Below are 25723 nucleotides of genomic sequence, written 5' to 3'. Positions count from 1 at the left end.
ATGGTCTTGGCCGCCGAGGTGGTGTGCAGGGTGCCGAATACCAGGTGACCGGTTTCCGCCGCGGTCAGTGCCAGGCGGATGGTTTCCAGGTCCCGAAGTTCGCCCACCAGAATGATGTCCGGGTCTTCCCGCAGCGCCGAGCGAAGCGCTTCCGAGAAGCCGTGAGTGTCCCGGTGCACTTCGCGCTGGTTGACCAGGCACTTTTTGCTTTCGTGGACAAATTCGATCGGGTCCTCAATGGTCAGGATGTGTTCGTATTTGTTGTCGTTGATGTAGTCCATCATCGCTGCCAGCGTGGTGGACTTGCCCGAACCGGTCGGGCCGGTCACCAACACCAGCCCCCGGGGCACCGCACAGATATCGCGGAACACACTGCCCATACCGAGCTCTTCCATGGTCAACACTTTGGAAGGAATGGTCCGGAACACCGCGCCGGCACCGCGGTTCTGATTGAAGGCGTTCACCCGGAAACGGGCCACGCCGGGCACCTCAAAGGAGAAGTCGGTTTCCAGGAATTCTTCAAAGTCCTTGCGCTGCTTGTCATTCATTATTTCGTAGATCAAACTATGCACCTGCTTGTGCTCCATCGGAGGCAGGTTGATCCGCCGTACATCGCCGTCCACCCGGATCATGGGGGGCAGGCCTGCGGAGAGGTGCAAGTCTGAAGCGCCCTGTTTAGCGCTAAAGGCCAGAAGTTCCGTAATATCCATACTGCTACCTTATTTGTGTTTCTGTGGTTTCAGTGGCCACTGAGGGGCCGGGCGCGACAGGAGCGCTCAGGCCGACAACCCCCACCGGGACAGATATGCCAAAGATAGACGAGAAGCTCCACAATGTCACCGCCCGCCTGACTGCGGCCGCCGAAGCCGCCGGTCGTCACCCCCAGTTTGTGAAGCTGGTCGCAGTCAGCAAAACCCAGCCCGCCGAGGCGCTGGAAGCCGCTTACCAGGCGGGACAGCGCCGCTTCGGGGAAAACTACCTGCAGGAGGCGCTGCCCAAGCAGGAGGCCCTGGCGCACTTACCCGACATTGAGTGGCATTTTATCGGCCCGATTCAGTCCAACAAGACCCGGGATATCGCCGAGCATTTTGACTGGGTGCACAGCGTGGATCGGCTCAAGATTGCCCAGCGCCTGAACGACCAGCGTCCCGCCCCGCTCGGTCACCTGAATGTCTGCCTGCAGGTGAACCTCGATGCGGAAGACAGCAAGGCCGGAGTCAGCCTGCAGGAACTGCCGGACCTGGCACGGAAGGTCAGCCAGCTACCCAATCTGAGCCTGCGGGGCCTGATGGCGATTCCAGCTCCACGGGAGGAGCAGGCGGCCCAGCGTGCCAGCCTGGCTCGACTGCGGCAGGCACTGGAGGACCTGCGGGCCCAGGGGCTCGCGCTGGATACCCTCTCCATGGGCATGTCCGCGGACCTCGAAGCGGCGGTCGCCGAGGGCGCCACCCTGGTACGGGTCGGCACCGATATTTTTGGCCCTCGAAGCTAATACCGAACCAACAGGAATGACTATGAGCAACACCCAACACCCCAATCTGGCCTTTATCGGCGCCGGCAATATGGCCCGCAGCATCATTGGCGGCCTGGTGCAGGAAGGCTATCCCGCCGAGCGCATCCGGGCCAGTGACCTGAACGGCGACGCCCTGGAGCAGCTCAGCCGCGATTTCGGTATCGGCACGGGCGACAACGCCGCGGTGGCCGAATGGGCCGAGGTGGTGGTGCTCGCGGTCAAACCCCAGGTGATGAAAACCGTCACCGAAGCCCTGCGGCCGAGCCTGGCCCACCATCCGCTGCTGATTTCCATCGCCGCCGGTATTGACGGGGCCAGCCTGAGTCGCTGGCTGGGCGAGGACCAGGCGATCGTGCGCTGCATGCCCAACACACCGGCCCTGGTCAAAACCGGGGCCAGCGGCCTGTATGCGAACCGCCACACCAGCCCCGCGCAACGCGAACAGGCGGAACAGATTCTGGGCGCCGTCGGAACGGTTCAGTGGCTGGAAGAGGAGCAACTGATGGATGCGGTGACCGCCGTCTCCGGCTCCGGCCCCGCCTACTTTTTCCTGGTCATGGAGGCCATGATCGACGCCGGCGTTCAGCAGGGATTGACCCGGGAGGCCGCCACCGAACTGACTCTGCAGACCGCCCTGGGCGCCGCCACCCTGGCCCGCACCAGCGATGTGGGTGTGGACGAGCTGCGCCGTCGGGTCATGTCACCGGGCGGCACCACCGAAGCCGCCATTGAATCATTCGAACGAGACGGCCTGCGCGACACCTTCCAGCGCGCCATGACCGCCTGCGCCGAGCGCTCGGTCAGCCTGGCCAAGGCCCTGGGACAGTAACCGACCCGCACCGCGGAACCCGACCGACAAGAGGAAACACCATGTCCACCTCGGCTGAAATTGCCATTTACATCATTCGCACCCTGGGCTCGCTGTACCTGATGCTGGTGATCCTGCGCCTCCTGTTCCAGATGGTGCGGGCGGATTTTTACAACCCCATTTCCCAGTTCGTCGCCAAGGCCACCAACCCGCTGTTGATGCCCCTGCGCAAGGTGATTCCCGGTTTTTTCGGTGTTGATCTGGCAGCGCTGGTATTGGCGCTGGCGGTTCAGTGGTTATTGATCCAATTGGTGCTGGTCATCGCCGGTCTCGGCTTTCTCAACCCGCTCTACACCATCGCCTGGTCCGCCATCGGTCTTCTGTCTGTGGTTCTGTCGATCTACTTCTGGTGCCTGATCATCTCCATCATCGCCAGTTGGGTCGCCCCCTTCAGTCAGCATCCGGCACTGATTCTGGTGCGCCAGTTGGTGGCTCCGGTCATGGCCCCCTTCCAGAAACTGATTCCCCCGCTCGGCGGCATCGATATCACTCCGATTTTCGCCTTCATGGTGCTGCACATCCTCAATCGCTACCTGGTGCCGGCTCTGGGGCAGAGCGTGGGCATGCCCGGAGGCCTGGTCATCGGCATGTAAGCCAACAGCCATCGCCGCGGACAACCGCTTGTCCGCGCGATCAGCCGCTCAGACCAAATCTCCTTGGTATCGAGTACCCGGACGTAGTCCAATACCGGCCCATAACACCAACACTCAAAACCACTCAGGACACAGGGCCACTATGGACACCCGAGCGCTGTACCGTCACATGAGTCACTACCACCTCTGGCGTCAGGATCTGAGCCAGCGGCTGCGTCGCTTCGAACACTGGGTCCAGACCCACGGACTGGTCAGCGATGAGGTGCATCAATGCCTGGTTCAGGCCCGCCAGTTACTGGGCAGCAATGATTTCACTCTGGTCTGTGTCGGGGAGTTCTCCCGGGGCAAAACCGAGCTGATTAACGCCCTGTTGATGGACGAGCGCAAGCAGCGGATTCTGCCCTCCCACCCGGGCCGCACCACCATGTGCCCCACCGAAATATACTGCGACCCGGACCGGCCCAACTGCTTGCGCCTGCTGCCGATCGAGACCCGGCGCAGCCAGGCCAGTCTGGAGCGTTTCAAACGGATTCCCCGCAACTGGGTGACCCTGCCCCTGGACCCCAAGACACCGGAAACGCTGCGCGCCACCCTCGATCAGGTCTCCGCCAGCCAGTGGGTCAGCGACGATGAGGCCCGGGCACTCGGTTTCTGTCCCGATGAAAACAGTGAGCGCAACGACCAGGGACAGGTGGCCATCCCTCGCTGGCGCCACGCCATGATCAGCCTTGATCACCCGCTGCTGCGCCGCGGCCTGCGGATCATCGACACTCCGGGGCTCAATGCCCTGGGCAACGAACCCGAACTGACTCTCAAGGTGCTGCCCCAGGCCCAAGCCATCGTGTTTCTGCTCTCGGCCGACGCCGGTCTGACCGCCAGCGACATGACCCTGTGGCGCGACCATATTCAGGGGCTTCGCCAGCAGCGCGGCAGCGCCGTGCTGACCCTGCTCAACAAGGTCGACAGTCTGTGGGATGATCTCCAGCCACCGGAGCAGGTGGCTCAGACGGTGGAGCAACTCCGCCAACTGACCGCCCGCCAATTGGCCCTGGAGCCCGAACAGGTCCTACCCCTGTCGGCCAAGCAGGCACTGCTGGCCCGCGCCCGCGACGACGCCGAGCGTCTTGAGCGCAGCGGTTTTGGTCACCTGGAAAAGGCCCTCGGGGAGACAGTGGCCCGCAGTCGTCAGCAACTGGCCGGCCAACGCCTGATCACCGACAGCCAGAGCATGATCGACAACGTCTACCACAGCCTCAAGGGCCGGATCGCAGACGCCCAACAGGAGCTGTTGCTGATACGCACCGGCGATCGGGCGCAGAGCGATGCCCTGCTCAACGAACGGCGCGAGGCCATCCGCCAGAAACATCGCCAGTACCACAAACAGTCACTGTCGCTGCGCACCAGTCAGATGCTGCTGGACAAGCAGAGACCGTCCCTCATCCAGGTCATCAGCCCGGAGCGGCTGGCCCGGGAAATCGACCACACCCGCCAGAAACTGACCAACAGCTGGACCACCCTGGGGTTGTCCCGCTCCATGGCACACCTGTTCGATTGGCTGGACCACCAGATGGGCCACCTGGAGCGAGAAGTGGAGCGTACCAACCGGGTACTGGACTCCATTTACCAGCGCCCCGAGCATGCCATTGACGCCGACCAGACCCCAGCCAACTACCGGCTGGACCTCGCGGACCAACGCCGGCAGTTGCGCCAACTGCACCATCAGGCCGACCAGTTCCGCGCCTCGCTGGACAGTCTGTTGAGCCTCAAGGGGCCACTGATTCAGCGTTTTGTCAGCACCCTCGTCCAGGAGGCCCGGACGCTATGGCATCAGCTCTACAACATCATTGATCACTGGCTGAAACAGGCCCTGGTGCCGCTGTTTCAGCGTAACCAGTATCAACGGCAGTTGCTCGAACACCATATGTTGCGCCTGACCCGCATGCGCCGGGAACAACAGGACCAGGCTCAGCAGGTGAGCACCCTGCGCGACAATATCGACCAGATGGAGCGCGCCCTGGCAGACCTCCAGGCGGTGCGCGAGCAGACCCAACCCGCCATGAATCAACCGGAGCATCAGGCCACGGTGGTTCCCCTGCACCGCCCCCGGGCGGCTCAGACCGCCCCCTGATCCGGACCGCATCGCTTGCAGCATTCCCGGCGCAACCTTAGACTTGCGGGTTTACTCTCCATCCAGGACTGAGATTGCCAATGCCCGACACCCTGCCCGACGACTCGGTGGGTCTGGTCACCCCCCAGACTCTGGAGTTCACTGAGCCGCTCACGCTGGCCTGTGGCACCACGCTCGAGCGCTACGAGCTGGTGTACGAGACCTATGGCACCCTCAACGACGACCGCTCCAATGCGGTACTAATCTGTCACGCCCTGTCCGGTAACCATCACGCCGCCGGCTACCACAGCATGGACGATCGCAAGCCCGGCTGGTGGGACAACTACATCGGCCCGGGCAAAGCCATCGACACCAACAAGTTTTTTGTGGTCTGCCCCAACAACCTCGGCGGCTGCAGCGGCTCCACTGGCCCGCGCAGCACCAACCCGGCCACCGGCAAGCCCTGGGGACCGGATTTTCCCATGCTGCGGGTACGTGACTGGGTCGAGAGTCAGGCCCGTTTATCCGATGCGCTGGGCATTGAACGCTGGGCCGCCATCGTCGGCGGTAGTCTCGGCGGCATGCAGGTGATGCGCTGGGCTCTGGAGTATCCGGACCGATTGGGTCACGCGGTAGTGATCGCCTCGGCAATGAAGCTGAGCGCCCAGAACATTGCCTTCAACGAAACCGCCCGGCAGGCGATCATGTCCGACCCGAACTTCCTTGACGGGCGCTATCTGGAGCACAACACCCTGCCCCGCAGCGGGCTGGCGGTGGCGCGTATGATTGGCCATATCACCTATCTGTCCGATCACGCCATGGGCGAGAAATTCGGTCGGGAATTGCGCAGCGGCAGCTTTGTGCGCGGTCAGCACGATCCGGTGGAGTTTCAGGTGGAGAGCTATCTGCGCTACCAGGGCGACAGCTTTGCCAATAACTTCGATGCCAACAGCTATATTCTGATTACCCGAGCGCTGGATTACTTCGACCTGGCCCGGGAATACGACGACAATCCGGTCCAGGCCTTTGCCGAGGCCCGCTGCCGGTTTTTTGTGGTGTCCTTCAGCAGCGACTGGCGCTTCTCGCCCCAGCGCTCCCGGGAAATTGTCGACGCTCTGCTCGGCGCCCGCCAGCCGGTCACCTACACCGCCATTGATTCGCCCTACGGCCACGATGCCTTCCTGCTGCCCAGCGAACGCTACCGGGAGGCCTTCACCCGCTACATGGCGGGCGTGGCCCGGGACGCGCAGCGCCAGGAGGCCAAGGCATGAACGGAGCCCCCATGCGACTCGACCAGACCGAAATTCAGCACTGGATTGCCGAGGGCAGCCGCATTCTCGACCTGGGCTGCGGCGACGGCACCCTGCTCAAGTATCTGCAGGAGACCAAGAACACCTCCGGCTACGGCCTGGAGATCGGCGCCGACCAGATCAACGCCTGCATCGACAAGGGCCTGAACGTCATTGAGCAGAACCTGGATGACGGCCTGGGCAATTTCGCCGACCAGAGCTTCGATACCGTGATCATGGCTCAGGCCATCCAGACCATGCACTACCCCCATAAAGTGCTGGATGAAATGCTCCGGGTGGGCAAGGAGTGCATCGTCACCTTCCCCAACTTTGGCCACTGGAAAGCCCGTTGGCACCTGGCGGTGCGTGGCCGCATGCCGGTGTCCGACCTGCTGCCCTTCGAGTGGTACGATACCCCCAACATCCATTTCTGCACCTTCCGGGATTTCGAGGTGCTCTGCCGGGACAAAGGCATCACCGTGCTGCACCGCCAGGTGGTCAACGAAGCGTCGCCGAACTTTCTCAAGGATGTATCGCCCAACCTGTTTGGCGAGACCGCGATTTACCACCTGCGCCTCGGTGACCGGGCCGGTCAGTAGACCGGTCTTCGCTTCAGCCACCCCCAAACCGGGAGTCAGCCTCCATGGGATTGCGACAGCCCTTCGGTCTGTACAACATCCGCACCGCGCTGCTGGCGTTTGTGCTCGCGCCCTTTCTGTTGATCATGATCACCACCGCCGGCTTCAGCCTGCGCCAACTGGAGCAGACAGCGGAAACCGATATGGAGGAGGAAATCGAGCTGATCGCCCGCTCCATTCGCCGCCCCCTGAGCTACGCACTGGAAAATGGCCACGAGGAAACCCTGCGTCGAACCGTGACCTCGGCGGGGGATATCGGTCGGGTGTACGGCGTCTATGTCTACGACGAGCAGGGCAACCGCATCACCGCCCAGGGCCCGAGCAACGTACAGGTACAGGACATTGAGGCCGCCAGCCTCGCCTCCCGGGGCAGCGAGCAGAGCGCCTTTGAGGAAATCGGTGGTGAGGCGGTATTTTCCTACTTCATGCCCCTGACCGACAGTGGGGGGCGGATCCACGGGTTACTCCAGGTCACCCGGCGAGGCAGCGACTTCGTCCAACAGATTCGCGCCTTCCGTACCCGGGCGATCAGCATTCTGGCCGGTTCGGCCCTGCTGGTGCTGATTCTGGTGTGGATCGGCTATCAGCGCGCCATTGGTCGCCACATCCAGTCCATGGGGAGCGGTATGGCCACCGTCGCCAGCGGCCGCCGGGACCATCGCCTGGATACCGAGGGCCCCACCGAGCTGCGCTTCCTGTCCGAAGGCATCAATCGGATGCTCGACAGCATCGTCGCCTCCGAGCGGGAAATCACCACTCGTCGGGAACGGGAATACCAACTCAAACACCAGCTACACCAAGCCGAAAAACTGGCCGCCATCGGACGTTTTGCCGCCGGGGTCGCGCACGAGTTGGGCACCCCCTTGAGCGTGGCCGACGGTAAGGCCCAGCGCGCCCTGCGCCGAGCAACCCCCGAGGATGCCAAAACCCTGCAGGACATCCGCCAGCAGCTGCAGCGCATGGAGCGGATCATCCGCCAGCTGATGGATTTTGCCCGCCCGGTGACCCCCGAGCACCGGGAAGTCCGCTTGACCGATCTGATGCAATCCTCCCTGCAGCAGGTGGAAGAGGAGCGTCGCAAACAGGTGGTCGACATCCAGGTTCAGGCGTCCGAGGCCCCCTGCCCCGCACTCAATGCCGATCGCCTGCGCCTGGAGCAGGCACTGATCAACCTGCTGCGCAACGCCGTGCAGGCCACCCCCAACGGCCTCGTCCGGCTGAGTTGGCACTGCACGGCCGACGCCGTGCAGCTCGTGGTGGAGGACAACGGCCCGGGCATCGACCCCTCGATACGCGAACAGCTGCTCGGACCCTTTGTCACCACCAAGCCAGTGGGGGTCGGCACCGGGCTCGGGCTGGCAGTGGTCAACGCCGTGGTCACCGAGCACGGTGGCCGTATCGACATCGGCACCAGCGAGCTCGGCGGGGCCCGCTTTGATCTGACCATCCCCTTTCAGCCCCCGGCCGACTCGCCGTCCGCCCTGAACGCACCTGAGGTAACTCCCAATGCCTGACACCCCCAGTGCCGCTCCCGTGGACATTCTGGTGATCGAGGATGACCCGGACTTGCGTCAATTGTTGCTGGAAGAGCTCACCGATGCCGGTCACCGCTGTGCCGGCAAGGGGGATCTGGCCAGCGCCCGGCAGTGGCTGAGCGAGGAGGCGCCCAAACTGGTGGTCAGCGACCTGCATCTGCCCGATGGCAACGGTCTGGACCTGCTCGAAGAGTTGCGTCAGTTGCCCGTCCGCCCGAGTTTTATCGCCATCACCGCCTTTGGCACCATCGATCAGGCGGTGGATGCCCTCAAACGCGGCGCCGATGACTTTCTGACCAAACCCCTGGACCTGGACCACTTTACCCTGTCCATCACCCGCACTCTACAGCGCCAACAGTTGGAGCAGGAGCTGAGCTACTATCGGCGCCTGCTGGATCAGGGCGAGTTTCACGGCATGATCGGGCGCAGCCCGCGCATGCGCCAACTGTTCACCCAGATACAGCAGGTAGCCCAGGCCGGCGGCCCGGTGCTGGTGACCGGAGAGAGTGGCGTGGGCAAGGAGCTGGTAGCCCGCGCCATTCACCGGGAAAGCGATCGTCGGGATGGCCCATTCATTGCGCTCAACTGCGGCGGCATTGCCGCCAACCTGCTGGAAAGTGAACTGTTCGGCCATGCCGCGGGCGCCTTTACCGGCGCCAGCAAGGCCCGGCGCGGCCTGTTTGCTGCCGCCGACGGCGGCACCCTGATGCTCGATGAGATCGGCGAAATGCCCATGGAGATGCAATCGAGCCTGCTGCGGGTACTGCAGGACGGTCGGGTGCGGCCAGTGGGCAGCAACACCGAACAGGACCTGAACGTGCGCATCATCGCCGCCACCAACCGGGAGCTGCCCGATGAGGTCAGCGAGGGGCGCTTTCGGGAGGATCTCTACTACCGGCTGGAAACCTTCACCATCGAAGTGCCGCCACTGCGCCAACGCGGCGATGACCTGGAGCGGCTTATCGCGCACATGGTGCACCAGTTCAACCAGCGCCGTCAGCAACCGGTGGACGGCCTGAGTGGCGAGGCGCTCAACCTGCTCAAGCGCTACCCCTTCCCGGGCAATGTGCGCGAGCTGTCCAATATCATCGAACGTGCGGTCACTTTCTGCTCGGAGCGCCTGATCGGGCCCGAACACCTGCCCGAGCGGATTCACCAGGCCACGCCAACCCCGGAGCCCGCCTCCGGCGACTCTTGGCAGCCCCCCACCGGCGAGGGCGAGCTGGTGTCGCTGGATGCAGTGGAGCGCAGTTACATCCACTATGTGCTCGATCAGGTGGACGGCAACAAAAAGCGCGCCGCCGATATTCTCAACATCGGTCGCCGCACCCTCTACCGCTGGCTGGAAACCGACGCGTGAATTTGCCTCTCTGAGCAGCTTGCGCCCATCCGACACACTCAAGGGTGAGTCAAATTGGCACATGAGCGAAAGGGCACAGTGACCCAGTCCACACACAGCAGGCCGCAACCTAAACAAAACCCATACAGATCAAAGCGTTATAAATTTTTTGGACTTCTGGCACGGGCGTTGCGATAAACCCGGGTACGCAACACAACTAACGGGTTTTTGAAAACCCACACTCTGTTTCACTGTGAGGAGAAACTTATGCGTACCATCAAACATCCCGTACTCGCTCTGCTGGCGTCTGTTGGTCTGCTGTTCGGTGCAGCGACCGTTTCCGCCCAGGGCGAAGCGCAAGCCCCGCAGGCCCAGCCTCAGGCTCAAGCAATGGACGTAAGCGAAAACCAGGTGGAAAGCTTCGTGGACGCCTACATGGCGGTTCAGGGCATCAACCAGGAGTACACTCAGAAGCTTCAGGCGGTGGAAGATCCCGAGAAAGCCACCGAACTGCAGCAGGAAGCCCAGACCAAGATGCAGGAAGCAGTGAGCGATTCCGGTCTGTCCATCTCTGAGTACCAGCAGATCGCCAACCAGGCCGGTCAGAGCGAAGAGCTGCGCAGCCAGATTGAGGCGGAGCTGACAGCGCGTATTGAACAGGACTCCTAAAACGGAGCAGACCAACACGCATCGATAACGGGGCCAGACGGCCCCGTTTTTTTGTATTCCAACCTTATGCCAAAGACCCACCGAGTAAGGTAGACTTTCTCCTGGTCGTGCTCGCGTCCGAACCCTTGTCATTCGAAGCCGGAGAACCCACATGTCACGCCTGCTGTCCCTGACCGCCCTGCTAGCGCTGCTACTGTCGCCCCTGACCCATGCCCAGAGTGGCTCGGAGCGCTTTGGTGATTACCAGGTGTACTACAGCGTGTTCAACAGCACCTTCGTATTGCCCGACATCGCCAGCGTGCACAATCTGGTGCGCAGTGAAGACCGGGCCCTGGTCAACGTCAGCATTGCCCGCGCCGACGGAGGATTGGGCCTACCCGCCAGACTGAGTGGTACCGCCAACAATCTGTTACAACAGAGCCAGACCCTCGAGTTCAAAGAGATCAGCGAAGGCGACACGACTTACTACATCGCTCCGGTGCGCCATCTCAATGAAGAGATGTACAACTTCCGGATTACCATTCAGCCCGAGGGCGCCGAGCAGAGCTTCGAACTGCGCTTCAGCCAAAAGCTGTACATTGAAAAGTAATTTCACCATCCACTGAGGAGCATGCATGCAGAAACTGGTACTCGCCAGTGGCAACCCCGGCAAACTGAAAGAGTTTCAACAACTGCTCGCCGATTGCGGCTATCAGGTCCTCTCCCAGGGCGAGTTCGGACTCGACAGCGCCGAGGAAACCGGCCTGACCTTTGTCGAGAACGCCATCCTGAAAGCGCGCCACGCCAGCGCCCAAACCGGCCTGCCGGCCCTGGCCGATGACTCAGGTCTGTCTGTGGATGCTCTGGATGGCCGCCCCGGCATCTACTCGGCTCGCTACGCTGGCCCGAAGGCCACCGACGCCGATAACAATGCTCGCTTGCTGCAGGAACTCGAGGGCGTCCCCGAGGCCGAGCGCGGCGCCTGCTATCACTGTGTGCTGGTGTTGATGCGCCACGCTGAAGACCCCACCCCGGTGATCGCTCAGGGCCAGTGGCGCGGGCGCATCCGCACCGGACCCAAGGGTGAGGGCGGCTTTGGCTACGACCCCCTGTTTCAGGTCCTCGAACGTCAGTGCAGCGCAGCGGAGCTGGGCAAAGAAGAAAAAGGCAAAATCAGCCACCGGGCCATCGCCACCCGGGCGCTGCTCGCCGGGCTGACCAACGGGGCGTCCTGACGCCCCGCACGCAAACGGACAATTGGCAATTGAAATTCACGCCAACCTGTGGCGTAATCCCAATTGTCGTACTAATAATAACGCCAGGGTTGAGGCGCCCCGTCATGGAGCAGTAGACGTGATGCCGACCGTAATGGCGTCGTGACATTCACATCTGCTCAAGAAGGACGGGCTGTACTCATGATGAAAACTCTCTCCGGCACTCGCGCCGATTCACTCCTGTTCAACGCTCTCTCCATACTCAGGGTCTGCTCTATCGCCTTGCTCACCCTACTTGCGCTTCCAACCGCCGCAGACTCACCGGAGTTGGAACAGCTCGCCTCTCTCTACGGTGTCGACCCTTCCCGGGAAATGGTCGCCATTTCGCCCAACGGTGAACTTCTGGCGTTTCGTACCCGGGATGGCGATAAAGACCTGATTCTGGTTCATTCCCTGAAGGAAGGAAAAAACATCACCGGTGCCCACGTCGGGGAAATGGACCCGCGGCGGCTGCATTTTGTCAGCGACCAATACCTGATCATGGTCGCCTCCAAGGAAACCCGTCTGATGGGCTTTCGGGGCCGTAACGAAATCAGTACCGCCTATGCGTTGAACGTCGAGACCGGCGACATCGAACAGTTGTTGCGCCCGGGCCATGTCATCTACGCCGGCCAGCAGGGCCTGGGGCGAATTCTCGGGATTTCCGACGACGGCCGGAAGTTGTACATGCCCGCCTATGTGCCCCGCTCCAAAACCGATCGACAACCCGATTACGCCCTGCTCGAAGTCGATATTGAGAAACCGCGCAATCCCAAGGTCCTGGAAGATGGCCACTCCTATACCGTGGACTGGTTCGTCGGGCGCAACGGAAAAGTCCTGGCGCAGGAGCGTTACAACGAAGACGACTATCAGCACGAGATTCTGGTGCGTGACGGCGATGACTGGCGGGTTATCTATTCGGACAACTCGCCGCGCACCGTGGCCTCGTTTATCGGAGAAACACCGGATCAGCAATCACTGGTGATGCTCAAGGAGGACTGGGATACCGGTCGACTCGAGTATTACCGATTGAACCTGAACAGTGGCAAGCAGGAACGGCTCGACCTCAACCGCAACGATAGCGACATCGCCAACGTCCGTCTCAACGCCGAGCGGGTCGCGATTGGCATCACCTACGCGGGCTTTAACCCCAGCTACCACTTTTTTGATGCCGTGCTGAATGATCGGGTGAGCAAACTTCAGGCACAGTTCAAGGGTCACTCCCTTTATGTGGTCAACGCCGACTCCGAGCTGAACAATCTGGTGCTGTATCTGGAGGGGCCCTCCACCGCCGGCGAGTTTTACCTGTCGCAGAAAAATCAACCGGTGCGTTTTTTGTTGAGTGCCTATCCCGGTATCAGCGAAGCCGAAGTGCAACCCTCGGTACCCTTTGAGTTCAAAGCCCGGGACGGATTGGTCATTCCCACCTTGCTGACCATTCCGCGGGTTCACGCCGCCAACCCGGAAAACCTGCCCGCCGTTGTGCTACCACACGGGGGGCCGGAATCTTACGATCGCCAGGAATTCGACGCGCTGGTTCAGTCGATTGCCGCCCGTGGCTATGCCGTCATTCAGCCCCAGTTCCGTGGCTCTTACGGCTTCGGATACGAGCATTGGGCGGCCGGTCTGGGCGAGTGGGGCCGAGCCATGCAGGATGACGTATCCGATGCGGTAAAAGCCCTGAGCAACGTCGGCTTTATCGATCCGGACCGGGTCTGCATTGCCGGCGCCAGCTACGGCGGTTACTCAGCCCTGGCGGGCGCAGCCTTTACCCCCGATCTGTATCGCTGTGCCATTTCCATACATGGGGTCAGCGACCTGAACGCCATGCTGGAACATGAAGAGAAGGACCTGGGCGAAGACCACTGGGTCATCGAATACTTCTCTCGCTCTATCGCCAAAAACTACTTCACCCCGGAGCGCTTGGCCGCTCACTCGCCCGCCAACTTCGCCAGTGGTATCAGCGCCCCGGTGCTGTTGGTCCACGGGGAAGAAGACGAGATTGTGCCGATTGAGCAATCAGAGCTGATGCTGGAAAAACTGCAGGCGGCCAACAAACCGGTGAAGTACCTGCCGCTGAAAGATACTGGCCACAGTTACGGTGAGGAGCCGGTGCGCCAGATGCTGATCGAGGAGGTACTGGCATTTCTGGATGAGCACCTGGCGCCCTCCGGGCAGACACTGGCAACGACGAACAGCGAGGCAGATTAGACTTCCGCCCTTCCGAGACAAGAGCGGCGGAGGTAAGGGAGGCGGAGGTCATGGTATAGTGACGGCCTGTTTTTAGTGAACCGCCGGATTGCCATGCGCCTCCCCCCGCTCTCGCTCTACATTCACATTCCCTGGTGCGTCCGCAAATGCCCCTACTGCGATTTCAACTCGCACCAGGCCGGTGACGCTCTACCCGAGGCAGAGTACGTCGCCGCCCTGGGGGCCGACCTGGCCGCCGAGGCTGATTTGGCTCAGGGGCGCGCCATCCAGACGGTATTTTTCGGCGGGGGCACGCCGAGCCTGTTTTCCGCCGAGGCGATTGGTCGGATTCTGGAAAACGTCGATCAGACGGTGGGACTGGCCTCCAATGCGGAGATTACCCTGGAAGCCAACCCCGGCACCTTCGAGCAGGCGCGCTTCAGTGCCTATCGCCGCGCCGGGGTGAACCGGCTGTCCATCGGGGTGCAGAGCTTTCAGGCCGAGCAATTGCACAAGCTGGGCCGTATTCACGGTCGCGATGAAGCGCTGGCCGCCGTGGCCATGGCCCGGCAGGCCGGCTTCGACAATATCAACCTCGACCTGATGCACGGGCTGCCAGAGCAGAGCACCGCGGCCGCCTGTGCCGACCTGCAACAGGCCATTGAACTGGCCCCCGAGCACCTGTCCTGGTATCAGTTGACCATCGAGCCCAACACCCATTTTTACAGTGCGCCCCCGCTGTTGCCGGTGGAGGATACCCTGGCCGATATCCAGCAGGCCGGCGAAGCCCTGCTGGCCGAGGCGGGCTACGGCCAGTATGAAGTATCTGCCTATTGCCAGCCCGGCAAGCCCGCCCGGCACAACCTCAACTACTGGACCTATGGGGATTATCTGGGCATCGGTGCCGGCGCCCACGGGAAAGTGACCCATCCCGAGCGCGGCGACATCACCCGGCGCTGGAAAACCCGCTTACCCGCTCACTACCTTGAGCGGGCCGCCGCTGCTTCGACCACGCCCGCGAACGCGGAGCACCCGATGCTCGCCGGGCAGGAGACCCTCAAGCCCGAGGACCTGCCACTGGATTACCTGCTCAATGCTCTGCGCCTGAACGAAGGCGTACCGGCGCAAGCATTCGAGGCGTACACCGGTCTACCTCTGTCCAGGCTGGACCCGGCCTGGCGCGACCTGGAACGCAAGGGACTGGTACATCCCAAGGACAAGCGCCTGTGTACGACCGACCTCGGGCGTCGGTTTCTCAACGACGTGCTGGCCGCTTTTTAGTGTTTCATTCTGCTAGCGGCTGCTGTCGGCTTCCAGGGCTTTGATCTGCTGATAGATCCCCTCGGCCTCTTCGGTCAATAAAGAGTAGGTTTTGATATCGCCACTGCGCTGGGCGAGCATGGCGTCCTTGAGGCGCTGTTCGTAGGCTTTCTGCAGCTTTTTACGGGGGTCTGACTTGAGCCAGCTCAACATGGTGGGTCACTCCTGAAGTTCGATAGTGTGACCAGTGTACGTGCCCTTTGCCCAAACGGACGAACCCTGATAGCCCATGGGGCCAACAGAAACTGGTGATTTCCCGTATCAGGGACTATGATACCGGTTACAGACCGACCTCTCATAATAGTAATAACGGACCGATTCCATGACTCGTACCATCAATCACGCCAGACTGCTGTTCTGGTCATTCACCGTCGCGCTGGGCGGCTTCCTGTTCGGGTTTGATACCGCCGTCATTTCCGGCGCGGAACAGGCCATCCAGGCACAGTGGGCGCTCTCGGATGCCCTGATCGGCCTGATGGTCTCATCGGCGTTGGCCGGTACGGTCATCGGTGCCATCTTTGGCGGCATTCCCTGCGACCGTTACGGGCGCAAGATAACCCTGTTCTGGATTGGAGTCCTGTATCTGGTCTCGGCACTCGGCTCGGCCCTCGCCCCCGATGCCTACAGCCTGATGCTGTTCCGCTTTCTCGGTGGGCTCGGCGTGGGCGCCTCCTCAGTGGCCGCCCCGGTATATATCTCGGAAATCGCCCCCACCGGTCTGCGCGGCCGCCTGACCGCCATGTTTCAGTTCAACCTGGTGTTCGGCATCCTGTGTGCCTATCTGTCCAACTACGGTGTGGCCAGTGCCGGGGGCGACTGGCGCATCATGCTGGGCGTGGAAGTGGTGCCCGCCCTGCTGTTTGTGATTCTGATTCTGTTTGTGCCCCGCAGCCCCCGCTGGCTGATCACCCGGCGCGCCGCCCACGACGAGGCTCGCCGAGTGCTCACGATGATCGACCCCAGCCGGGTCGAGCAGGCCCTGGCGGAGATTGAGCACAGCCACAAACAGAAGGCGCAGGGCAGCGAGCTCCGGGAGTTTCTGTCCGGCCGTTATCGCTGGCCGATTCTGCTCGCCTTTCTGTTTGCGTTTTTCAATCAGGTGTCCGGCATCAACGCGGTGATCTATTACGCGCCGCGCATTTTTTCCATGGCGGGCATGGAGAGCAGTGCCGCGCTCTTGTCCTCCGCCGGACTCGGGCTGGTGAACCTGGTCTTTACCCTGATCGGTCTGGCGCTGATCGACCGCTTCGGGCGGCGCTTTCTCATGTACATTGGCTCCTTTGGCTACATTCTGTCACTGACTAGCCTGGCCCTGATTTTTCATCTGGAAGCCTTCGGTGGCAGCCTGGTGCCGCTGCTGATTTTTGTGTTTATCGCCTCCCACGCAATCGGTCAGGGCGCCTGCATCTGGGTCTTTATTGCCGAGATCTTCCCCAACAGCGTCCGCGGTTACGGCATGTCCCTGGGCTCGGGCACTCACTGGGTATTTGCCGCCCTGGTCGCGTTCAGCTTTCCGTATTTTGCCGGCACCCTCGGCGGGGCACCGCTATTTGCTTTCTTCGCTGTCATGATGGTGCTGCAACTGCTGTTCGTGCGCTACCTGATGCCCGAGACCAAAGGTGTTTCACTGGAGGACCTGGAGGTCCAGCTCAGTCAAAAGCGGTAACCGGCCAGAGGGTGAAGTGCTACACTTAGTGCGAGCGCTTCGCCCACTCTGCCAGTGACCGACCTTCATGCTGCGACTGATTCGCTACACACGCGAAAACCCCATCGCCACCCGCCTGCTCGGGCTGATCATCCTGAGCAGCTCGGCCATCACTCTGGTGGCCATCCTGATGCAACTCTACTCAAGCTTTCACGACGACCTGTCGGCACTGGAAGAGCGCCTGGATCAGGTCCGCGTCAGCACCCTGGCGAGCATCACCAAAAGCCTGTGGGGGTTTGACCAGGATCAGTTGTCGATTCAGATCGACAGTGTGCTGGATGTAGAAGACGTGGTGCAGGTGAGCGTTTCCTGGCGCGACTGGAATAACGCCGAGCAGACCCTGATCGAGTACAAGGAGGGCACGACCCAGGCCGATATTGAAGCGCGTCCCAACCAGTATCTGATCAAGGAATACCCCCTGGTCTATCAGGACGAAAGCACACCCCGGCAAGAGCTGGGCACCCTGCAGATTACCGCCAGCCTGACCAACATCTATGACCGACTGTGGCAACGCACGCTGTTTATCGCCGGCGTACAGGGCACCAAAACTCTGATCATTTCGTTTTTCATCCTGTGGTTGGTGTACACCCTGCTGACCCGCCATATGGAAACCATCGCCCACTACGCCCGTCAGCTCCACCTGGATAACCTGACCACCCCCTTGCGCCTGAAACGCATCAAGCCGGATGACAACCCCGACGAGCTGGACAATGTCGTGGAGGCGATCAATCACATGCGGGAAACGCTGCTCGAGGATATCGAGCAGCGTCAGGCGATGGAGCTGGCGCTCCTGCACGAGCGGGAGGAGAAGGCCCGCAACGAGCGCCAGAAGTTGGCCGCCGAAGATGCCAACCGGGCCAAGAGCCAGTTTCTGGCCACCATGAGCCACGAAATCCGCACCCCCATGAACGGGGTGATCGGCATGTTGGACATGCTGCGGGACACGCCCCTGAACGACAACCAGAAACACTACCTGGATGTGATTCACCGCTCCGGGGAAACCCTGCTGGAAATCATCAACGACATCCTCGATTACTCGAAAATCGAGGCAGGCAAAATGCAGCTCGAAGTGGCCGCCTTTGATCTGGAGGACCTGATTGAAGACTGCCTGCGCCTGTTTGGTGCAACCGCCAACAAGCAGGGTATCGAACTGATGGGTGGCGTGGACCCGGATGTTCCCCGCAAACTCAAAGGCGACCCGACCCGGCTGCGCCAGATTCTGATCAACCTGCTTGGCAATGCCTTCAAGTTCACCAACAAGGGACACATTGTGCTGGAAGTCTGCCGGGCCGAGGACTACACCGACGAGCAACCGCGGCTGCTGTTTTCCATCCAGGATACTGGCATCGGGATTGCGCGCTCCTCGCAGACCCACCTGTTCGACTCGTTCAATCAGGAAGACACATCGACCACCCGGCAATACGGCGGCACCGGCCTCGGTCTCGCCATCTGTAAAAGCCTGGCTGAATTGATGGGCGGCACCATCGGCGTCGAGAGCGAGAAGGGGCGGGGCGCCCGCTTCTGGTTTACGGCCGCCTTCGAGTCCATGCCGGACCGCCAGAGGGCACAGGAGGAGAAAGCGCTGGCCATACTCAAGGGGCGCCGGCTGCTGTTTGTCGACCCCAGCCCACGCCTGGGGGACTTCCTCGCCCGCCACTGCAAACGTTGGGGTATGACTCTGGACTGCATTGCGTCCGGGGCCGACGCCATCGCTCGGCTGCACGGGATGAACGAGCAGAACAAAGCCATCGATTTTATTGCCATCGGCAGCCAGCTCGATGACATGGAGGGCATTGCGCTAGCCGAACAGCTCAAAGGCGATTCGATCGCCCAGGACATTCCCCGACTGCTGCTTGATGCGGGAGAGCTCGGCGCCGAGCCCGAGAATCTGGCGAACCTGGGCATTCACAGTGTGCTGCACAAACCGTTTTCTGCCCGCAGCCTACGCCGCCGGCTGATCAGCATGCTGGGCGAAAACCTGGAGGATGAGAACACCCAGGTGCCGACGCCCACCGACTATCAGCAATTCGCCCACCTGAGGGTGCTGGTGGCTGAAGACAATGCCGTCAACCGGATGGTGATCAATGGGTTGCTGGGCAAGATGGGTATCGACGCGCGGCTGGTGGAAGACGGCCTGGCCGCCTATGAGGCCGCCTGCCGGGGAAGCTACGACCTGATCCTGATGGATTGCGAAATGCCGGAAATGGATGGCTTTGAAGCCACCCGCAGCATCCGCGAGCACGAGCGCCATCACAACCGTCCGGCGATTCCCATTGTGGCGTTGACCGCCCACGCCCTGCAGGAACACCGTGAAGAGGTATTCGCCTCGGGCATGAACCATTATCTGGGCAAGCCCATCACCCTGGCTAAGCTGTATCAGGCCTTCGAAAAGATGGGCCTGAACCGGCACGGCGGAGAGGCCTGAGTCTAACGAGGGCCCGCTATTTGGGCATGGCCACTTCCGGGCGGTGCACCTCACCGGGCGTGACCGACTCCTCGGCCATTTTTTCCCGGGCCCACTGCCGATCCTCCCGATCGGCGTCCAGCCCTTCTTGCGGCCGTGCGTTGGGGCGATAGACTAGACGCACCAACACCGGAAAGTGGTCTGAACCAAAAGCCGGCAGACGCCGGAGGTTTTCCAGCACAAAGTGCTCGCTGTGAAACAGGTGATCCAGAGGCCAGCGCAACAACGGAACCTTGGCGTGAAAACTGTTGCACATGCCCCGCCCGATACGTGGATCCAACAGGCCACTGATTTTGCGGAACAGGCGGGTGGTCGCGGACCAGGCCACATCGTTCAGGTCGCCAGTCACAATCACCGGTGAATCACTTTCCGCCACACTGCGACCCACCACCAGCAGCTCCGCATCGCGCTCCGAAGAGGTTTCATTTTCGGTCGGGCTCGGCGGCGCCGGATGCAGGCAATGCACCACAATTCGTTCACCGGAGGGCAACACCACTTCGGCGTGCATGGACGGTACATCATCTTCCACCAGAAACTGAATTGCCACATTCTCCAACGGATAGCGGGAGTAGACGTGCATACCGTAGAGGTTATCGAGGGGGCACTTGATGGTGTAGGCATAATCCGTTTCGAGGACATCGAGCTGTTGCTGCCACCAGCGGTCGGACTCCAGGGTCACGAGAAGGTCGGGTTGATGCTCCTTAACCAGAGACAGCAATCGCTGGGCCTGGCGATTGGGCGTGAGGACATTGGCGGTCATGATGGCGATGCGGTTGGCCCGATCCGACTCACTCAACGAACCCACGCCGCGAACCTCTTTGGGATGCAGGCGGGTGTAGGGCAGGATCCACCAGGCGTGATAGGCGAAACAGGCCGCGCTGATCAACGCCATGGCCCAGCTGTGCCCGGCGTCCGAAGGTGGCAACCACCAGGGCAGCAGCACCAGAAGCAACGCTAACAAGGCCAGCTGTAAACGCGGAAAATCCAGCCCCCGAATCCACCAGCGATCGTGCCGCAACACGGGCAGAACGGTCAGCAGTACCAACAGCGTCACCGCCACCCACAGGCTTGCCAGCATGATTGAATCCCTTTGTTCGCCTCAATAGTGCGATGAGCCTAAGCGATCCATGGCATGCTGGCAAGGTAGCGGGTCTCAGTGCTTAGCGGGCCTGCTCCAGAAGCGGTTTCAGCCGCTCATAGGGCACAAACCCGGGCACCACTTCATCCCCCGCCACCAGGCTCGGGGTGCCGCGCAACCCAAGGCCGGTGAAGACGCCGTAGTTTTCCTGCACCTGGGCACCCTGGCCGGCACTGCGCTCAAGCTGCGCTTCGGTCTCCGTGGCCTTGGCCACATCGCGCAGGGAGCGGGCGGTGTGCATGCCACTTTTGCCCATCAGGCGCCGATGGACCTCGGGGAACTTACCCGGCGCCTCCTGCCAGACCTGCATGGCAAACTGCGCCGAGTTGGTATTCAGCCCCTCGACGCTCTGCTGGCGCAAAGGCAGAAAGACGTTGATGACTTTCAGGTCGGGATACTCCTCAATGGCTTGCGCCAGCACCGGCTCCAGGCGTTTACAGAACGGGCAGTTGTAGTCATTGAAGACCACCAGCACCCGCTCGCCTTCGAGATTCCCCAGCGCCGGGTGACGGGCATCGTTCATCCACTCGCGCTGATCCTCCAGGGCCGTGGCGGAATTTTTCTGTTGCTCCAGGTGGCGCTGCACGCTGGTCACCAGGGAGTCGATGATCTCGGGATTATCCCGCAGCAGGGTATCCAGGGTTTTGAGCTGTTCCTCCTGGGTTTCGGTCAGCGAGTCGGCCCACGCCAGCGGCGCGAGCAATACAGTGGCCAGCACCAGGGTGCTCAGACGGTTCAAAAAAGTCATGATCATGATTGTTCTCCAGAACAGGATTTATGAGGCCCACCACAGCCGCAGCCACAGGCCCGGCGGTGTGGTGATGCCCACGGTAAAAGAGGAAATTTCGCCCTTGCGGACAATCGCAATAGAGGGGGTGGCGGCTATGCCCCAGGCGCGCGCGAGCTCGCCCCGGGGATCATTGACCACCGGGAAGTCGTAACCCTTGGCGCTCATAAAGCGGGCCAGGCGACGGTTGTCACCGGAGGTCAGGGCGACCGACACCACGGTGTGGTCCTCGGCCAGCCAGTCGACGGTGGGCGACACCAGTTTGCACACGCCGCACCAGGTAGCCCAGAAATAAACCAGCACGGGGCGCTCCTCACTGAGCGCCGCCAGGTCGACGGTCTCTCCGGTCAGGGTATGCATGGGCCAGTCCGGCAGGCCCTGGTCCGGCACCGATCGGCTGCGCCAGGCGTCGGACAGGGTGGAGACCAGGGCAAACAGCAGTACAAACACCGCCACTTGACGCAGCCAGCCCAACCAGCGCCGTGTTGATCGTTCCGGTGTCGCCGTCATGGTGCCCCTCCAGACTCGGATTGATCGCCCGCCTGAGCCAGCGCCGCCAACACCTGATCGGCGGTCAACACGGTGGGCAGGTCGATGCCCTCCGGCGCGCCCGGCCCATAGACGCGATTGAAGGGCACACCGTACTGCCCCTGCGCCTTCAGGTACGCACTGATGCGTTCATCCGGCCGGGTCCAGTCGGCCCGCAGGCGCCGGATATCCGACTCGCCCAGGGCGCTATAAACCGGCTCCTGTCGTAGCACCCCCAGCTTGTTGGCCTGACAGGTGATGCACCAGTCCGCAGTCACATCGACAAACACCGTCTGCCCATCGGCTACCGCGGGCGCAATCGCCTCGCGCTCAAAGGTCTCCCAGGCATGGTCCTCGGGCAGCGGCTGACCCCAGTGCCCCAGCGCCAGACTGCCGAGCAGACCCACACCGAGCAGCGACGGCAGACCGGCGGCGAGAGTGACCCCCAGCGCCCGCCCGCCTTTGCGCCGGTAAACCAGCCACAGAGCGGGCAGCGCGAGTATCAGCAGAACCAGAACCAACGCGAAAGCGCTTAAAAAGTTCATCCAGAGACTCAGCAACCAGACACTGGTGGCCCCCATCAGAGCGCCAAACAATACTTTGAGCCAGTGCATCCAGGGTCCGGGACCGGGCAGCCAGCGCACCACACCGGGCCAGAGGGCGATCGCCAACCAGGGCACCGCCATGCCCACCGCCAGGGCGGTAAAGGTCGTCAGCAGTTGCAGGGCGTTGGCGCCGAGGGCGAAGGCCACGGCGGTCCCGAGAAAGGGCGCGGTGCAGGGCGTGGCCAGGAAGGTGGCAAACACGCCTTGGACAAAGTGGCCCCACAAGGAATGGCCGCCCCGTTGCGCCATCCAGTTACCCAGCCCGCCGGGTAGACGCAGCTCGAACAGCCCCAACAGATTCAACGCGAACAGCCAGGTGACCACCGTCAGCAGGCCAATAAACCAGGGGCTCTGAAATTGAATGCCCCAACCCAGAGCGCCACCGGTCAGTTTCAGCACCAGCAGAAAGGCCGCCAGCAGCCAGAACGACACCAGTATCCCCAGCGCCGAGGCGAGAAACTGCCCCCGCACCTGGCGTCTATCCCGCCCCGAGGCGCCCACCAGGCTGTGCAACTTCAGGCCCAGCACCGGCAGCACGCAGGGCATGGCGTTCAGAATCAGGCCGCCGAGCAGCGCGACACCGATGATCTGCCAGAGGGCCAACCCGGCCTCCGGCGCGATCGGTGCGCTGGCCGCCTCCAGGGTCACCGGGTACTCCGCCGCCAGGGATTGATCGAGCAGGGTCAGAGACAGGGTTTCCCCCACCCAGTCCGGCGCCTCGGCCCAGAACTCCGGCTGAAACAGGGCGGTCAGGGTGGTGCCATGCACGGTGATCTGCGGTTTCTGAAACAGGGTTTCATCGGCACCCGGGAAGTCGCCATCGAGCAGCACATCCGGCCGGGACCAGCCCGCCGGACGCTCCAGGGTGGCGCGCAGATAACCCGAACTTTCATCCCACGCCAGAGACGTCACCTCAATTCCCGGCAGAGCTCGGGGCACTTGGCTCAGGGCCTGGTTATAGACGTGTAATTGCTCATCCAAGGGCTGGAGGGAATCGGGGTCCACATCCAGGGTCAGGTCGTAATCGGTCAGCACACAGATATCGGTGCAACTGGACAGGGTAAAGCGCCCCTGCAGCCGCATCGGCTGATCGGCCCGCTCGGGGTGAATCTCCAACGGGAAGCCCACCTGCCCCCGATAGCCCACCGTGTCGATGCCCATCAGGTCAAAGCGCTCGGGCGCGGGCCAGCGCCACCGGACTCGTTCGAGATTTCGCGAACCGGACCAGTCCATGGCCGGTGCCACGCCCCCCTCACCGGGCGAGCGCCAGTAGGTTTTCCAGTCACCGTCCAGACGCACTTCGAGTAGCGCGCTCAGGCGCCCGTCGTCGTGCCGCTGACCGGTCAGAGAGAGGCGCACCTGCGCCTCGGGGTGTTGTTCGGTACTCAGCCAGCCCGTGGTCGGGGCGGCGGAGACCGAGGTCGCCCAGGCGAGCAACAGGCTCGCCCAGATCAACCATCGAGAGAAAAGCATAACGTGTCTCCAAACAGAATCGATCGTATAGGGTGCAAACTCGCCCGGTACGGCCGGGCGAGCGGTTCAATCGACGCTATTCGCGAAACACACAGAAGAGCAGATGCCGCCGACGCGGCGGGACAATGGGCTCGGACAGACGCCAGCGACCCCCTTTACCGGCCGCCAGCCCGATCAGCAGCCAGAGCAACAGCAGACAGGTGGGCAGAAACAGGTCCGCCTGGAACACCTGGCTCTGCAGCCACTGTTCGGTCAGATCGCAGTCGCCGTGCTCGGGGTTGAGGTCAACGGGAATCGACGCCAGATCGGCGTTCAGGATGGGCGCAAACTCGGGCTCCGCTACCGAGCGCTCATACAGCTCGGCCTTCAGCGGGCACAGCGAGGCCGCCGCCAGAGGCTGGCTCCAGCACAGGACCAATACCAGTCCGGCCGCCAGTAGCGACCAGAGAGCATTGCGTTTTGAGGCGGCGCGATTCAACATAGGTTCAGGATACGGCAGCAATCCGGGTAGCCGCTAAGACTACTGGATGCCGGCAAGGTTCTCAAATCTCCCCAACCGACCTCACCCATGACCGACACGGCCGATTACACGTTCTCCCCCATTGGCATCATTCGCTCCCCCTTTGTGGAGAAGTTCGGCATTCCGCGCCAGCCGGGCCTGGCCCCCGCGGTCCGGGCCCAACTCGAGCTGCTACCTCCGTACAACGACCCTCAGGCGCTGGCGGGGCTGGAGCACTGCTCGCACCTGTGGCTGCAGTTCGTGTTTCACCGCCCTCCGAGCGACCAGTGGCGCCCCCGGGTCCGCCCCCCGCGCCTGGGCGGTAACCGCAGTCTGGGCGTATTCGCCACCCGCTCGCCCCTGCGCCCCAACCCCATCGGATTGTCGGTGGTGAAGCTGGAGGGGGTGAAGCAGGAAAGCGGCAAACTGTGGCTGGAGTTGTCGGGCATTGACCTACTCGACGGCACGCCGGTGCTGGATCTCAAGCCTTACGTGCCCTACACGGATTCGCTGCCGGAGGCGGAGAACCGCTTTGCGGATAGCGCCCCGGAGTGGGTGGAGGTGGTGTTCATGCCGGAGGCGGAGGCCGGGTGCCGGGTGTTGGGTGCTCGCACGGGTGAGGATTGGGAGGCGCTCGTGCGCCAGATTCTGCAGCAGGACCCCCGCCCCCAATACCAGAAGCCGGACCCGACCCGACGCTACGGCATGACTCTCAAAGACGCCGAGGTGCGCTGGTTTTACCAACCTGACGACAGCGGCAACCACCGGTTGATTGTCACAGAAGTCCTTCCGCACTGATCGATATAATCTGTCGCAAATACACACGATGCGATCACTTTTGAGGTGGTTTGGGTCACGTCCGGCCCGCTGTGTGGTGCACTCTTCCCGGACACGCCGTTCATACATCCCTGTAGGCTCGGATCGCCGGTCCCCGGCTCCACGGTCCGGGAAGAGTGCACCACACATCGGCCCTCAGTGCCGGTAGCACCCAATGGTGGCGTAGGGCGGATAAGCGAAGCGCATCCGCCGTCACCCATCGTCGAGCCCCTCGGAAACGTCACGTGTATTGACGGCGGGTGCGGCCTCCGGCCTTACCGCGCCCTACGCCAACCTTTGGTCTTCGTTAGCACTGAGGCCTGCCGTGGGTTATACCACTTCGAGACTCTCTGAGGCATGGATGCCGATGAGAAGCCTCCAAGGGCCGCTCCTTGGCATCCATGCCATCGCGGCA

At 62.2% G+C, this 25723-nt stretch carries 23 protein-coding genes; 16 read left to right on the top strand and 7 right to left on the bottom strand.

All coding sequences use genetic code 11. The annotated features are described in order from the left end of the window. A partial coding sequence (locus B3520_RS04780) for a type IV pilus twitching motility protein PilT (protein ID WP_286875514.1) occupies window positions 1–710 on the bottom strand: 710 nt, incomplete at its 3' end. Between the two features lie 95 nt (window positions 711–805). Here B3520_RS04780 and B3520_RS04775 point away from each other — a divergent pair. The 13 genes from B3520_RS04775 to hemW all read left to right on the top strand — a co-directional run bounded on the left by B3520_RS04775 (window position 806) and on the right by hemW (window position 15254). Continuing rightward, on the top strand, window positions 806–1492 hold the full coding sequence (locus tag B3520_RS04775) for a YggS family pyridoxal phosphate-dependent enzyme (protein ID WP_286807580.1): 687 nt from the start codon (window positions 806–808) through the stop codon (window positions 1490–1492). 22 nt (window positions 1493–1514) lie between these two features. Next, window positions 1515–2342, top strand: a complete 828-nt coding sequence (gene proC / locus B3520_RS04770; RefSeq protein WP_286807583.1) for a pyrroline-5-carboxylate reductase — start codon at window positions 1515–1517, stop codon at window positions 2340–2342. A gap of 41 nt (window positions 2343–2383) precedes the next feature. Further along, window positions 2384–2974, top strand: coding sequence for a YggT family protein (locus B3520_RS04765; RefSeq protein ID WP_286807585.1), 591 nt, complete (start codon window positions 2384–2386; stop codon window positions 2972–2974). Window positions 2975–3116: 142 nt separating this feature from the next. Beyond that, complete coding sequence (locus B3520_RS04760) at window positions 3117–5102, top strand: dynamin family protein (protein WP_286875512.1); 1986 nt, start codon at window positions 3117–3119, stop codon at window positions 5100–5102. Between the two features lie 80 nt (window positions 5103–5182). After that, window positions 5183–6352 (top strand): homoserine O-succinyltransferase MetX, encoded by a 1170-nt coding sequence (metX, locus tag B3520_RS04755; RefSeq protein WP_123638456.1) that lies wholly within the window; start codon window positions 5183–5185, stop codon window positions 6350–6352. Window positions 6353–6363: 11 nt separating this feature from the next. Next, window positions 6364–6969 carry a methionine biosynthesis protein MetW gene (metW, locus tag B3520_RS04750; RefSeq protein ID WP_123638914.1) on the top strand — a complete coding sequence of 202 codons (606 nt, stop codon included), beginning with the start codon at window positions 6364–6366 and terminating at the stop codon, window positions 6967–6969. Window positions 6970–7013: 44 nt separating this feature from the next. Next, window positions 7014–8522 carry a sensor histidine kinase gene (locus tag B3520_RS04745; RefSeq protein WP_286875510.1) on the top strand — a complete coding sequence of 503 codons (1509 nt, stop codon included), beginning with the start codon at window positions 7014–7016 and terminating at the stop codon, window positions 8520–8522. Continuing rightward, on the top strand, window positions 8515–9903 hold the full coding sequence (locus B3520_RS04740; protein ID WP_286807591.1) for a sigma-54-dependent transcriptional regulator: 1389 nt from the start codon (window positions 8515–8517) through the stop codon (window positions 9901–9903). Before B3520_RS04745 ends, B3520_RS04740 begins: the two co-directional genes overlap by 8 nt. A 246-nt stretch (window positions 9904–10149) precedes the next feature. Further along, window positions 10150–10551 (top strand): DUF4168 domain-containing protein, encoded by a 402-nt coding sequence (locus B3520_RS04735; RefSeq protein ID WP_123638459.1) that lies wholly within the window; start codon window positions 10150–10152, stop codon window positions 10549–10551. A gap of 151 nt (window positions 10552–10702) precedes the next feature. Then, a complete protein-coding gene (locus B3520_RS04730) occupies window positions 10703–11140 on the top strand; it encodes a DUF4426 domain-containing protein (RefSeq protein WP_024461443.1) in 438 nt (145 codons plus the stop codon). A gap of 25 nt (window positions 11141–11165) precedes the next feature. After that, window positions 11166–11765 carry an RdgB/HAM1 family non-canonical purine NTP pyrophosphatase gene (rdgB, locus tag B3520_RS04725; RefSeq protein WP_123638460.1) on the top strand — a complete coding sequence of 200 codons (600 nt, stop codon included), beginning with the start codon at window positions 11166–11168 and terminating at the stop codon, window positions 11763–11765. Window positions 11766–11945: 180 nt separating this feature from the next. Continuing rightward, a complete protein-coding gene (locus B3520_RS04720) occupies window positions 11946–13994 on the top strand; it encodes an alpha/beta hydrolase family protein (protein ID WP_286807593.1) in 2049 nt (682 codons plus the stop codon). 93 nt (window positions 13995–14087) lie between these two features. Then, window positions 14088–15254: a radical SAM family heme chaperone HemW gene (gene hemW, locus B3520_RS04715; protein ID WP_286807595.1), complete on the top strand. Its 1167-nt coding sequence runs from the start codon at window positions 14088–14090 to the stop codon at window positions 15252–15254. A 12-nt stretch (window positions 15255–15266) separates the two neighbouring features. On the opposite strand, the gene B3520_RS04710 is transcribed toward hemW, so the two are convergent. Then, the gene (locus B3520_RS04710; protein WP_024461446.1) at window positions 15267–15446 is read right to left on the bottom strand and encodes a DUF6435 family protein; all 180 of its coding nucleotides are present in this window, start codon (window positions 15444–15446) and stop codon (window positions 15267–15269) included. Window positions 15447–15615: 169 nt separating this feature from the next. Between B3520_RS04710 and B3520_RS04705 the strand changes: the two genes are divergently transcribed. Both B3520_RS04705 and B3520_RS04700 read left to right on the top strand, forming a co-directional pair. Next, window positions 15616–16959: a sugar porter family MFS transporter gene (locus tag B3520_RS04705; RefSeq protein WP_286807598.1), complete on the top strand. Its 1344-nt coding sequence runs from the start codon at window positions 15616–15618 to the stop codon at window positions 16957–16959. Window positions 16960–17026: 67 nt separating this feature from the next. Beyond that, window positions 17027–19423, top strand: coding sequence for a response regulator (locus tag B3520_RS04700; RefSeq protein ID WP_286807600.1), 2397 nt, complete (start codon window positions 17027–17029; stop codon window positions 19421–19423). Between the two features lie 16 nt (window positions 19424–19439). Here B3520_RS04700 and B3520_RS04695 read toward each other — a convergent pair whose 3' ends face one another. The 5 genes from B3520_RS04695 to B3520_RS04675 form a co-directional block, all read right to left on the bottom strand. Then, a complete protein-coding gene (locus B3520_RS04695; protein WP_286807602.1) occupies window positions 19440–20540 on the bottom strand; it encodes an endonuclease/exonuclease/phosphatase family protein in 1101 nt (366 codons plus the stop codon). An 82-nt stretch (window positions 20541–20622) separates the two neighbouring features. Then, window positions 20623–21354 (bottom strand): DsbA family protein, encoded by a 732-nt coding sequence (locus B3520_RS04690; protein WP_286807604.1) that lies wholly within the window; start codon window positions 21352–21354, stop codon window positions 20623–20625. A gap of 21 nt (window positions 21355–21375) precedes the next feature. Then, window positions 21376–21897 carry a protein disulfide oxidoreductase gene (locus B3520_RS04685; protein WP_286807605.1) on the bottom strand — a complete coding sequence of 174 codons (522 nt, stop codon included), beginning with the start codon at window positions 21895–21897 and terminating at the stop codon, window positions 21376–21378. Further along, window positions 21894–23993, bottom strand: coding sequence for a protein-disulfide reductase DsbD family protein (locus tag B3520_RS04680; protein ID WP_286807607.1), 2100 nt, complete (start codon window positions 23991–23993; stop codon window positions 21894–21896). Before B3520_RS04680 ends, B3520_RS04685 begins: the two co-directional genes overlap by 4 nt. Window positions 23994–24069: 76 nt before the next feature. Continuing rightward, the gene (locus tag B3520_RS04675) at window positions 24070–24474 is read right to left on the bottom strand and encodes a hypothetical protein (RefSeq protein ID WP_286807608.1); all 405 of its coding nucleotides are present in this window, start codon (window positions 24472–24474) and stop codon (window positions 24070–24072) included. Window positions 24475–24561: 87 nt separating this feature from the next. Between B3520_RS04675 and tsaA the strand changes: the two genes are divergently transcribed. Further along, window positions 24562–25290 carry a tRNA (N6-threonylcarbamoyladenosine(37)-N6)-methyltransferase TrmO gene (tsaA, locus tag B3520_RS04670; protein WP_286807610.1) on the top strand — a complete coding sequence of 243 codons (729 nt, stop codon included), beginning with the start codon at window positions 24562–24564 and terminating at the stop codon, window positions 25288–25290. Window positions 25291–25723: the final 433 nt, after the last annotated feature.

It is taken from the genome of Marinimicrobium sp. UBA4509, from assembly GCF_002388575.1.
In the GTDB taxonomy this organism is placed as follows: Bacteria; Pseudomonadota; Gammaproteobacteria; order Pseudomonadales; family Cellvibrionaceae; genus Marinimicrobium; species Marinimicrobium koreense.
This window is presented reverse-complemented; position numbering and strand designations above follow the sequence as displayed.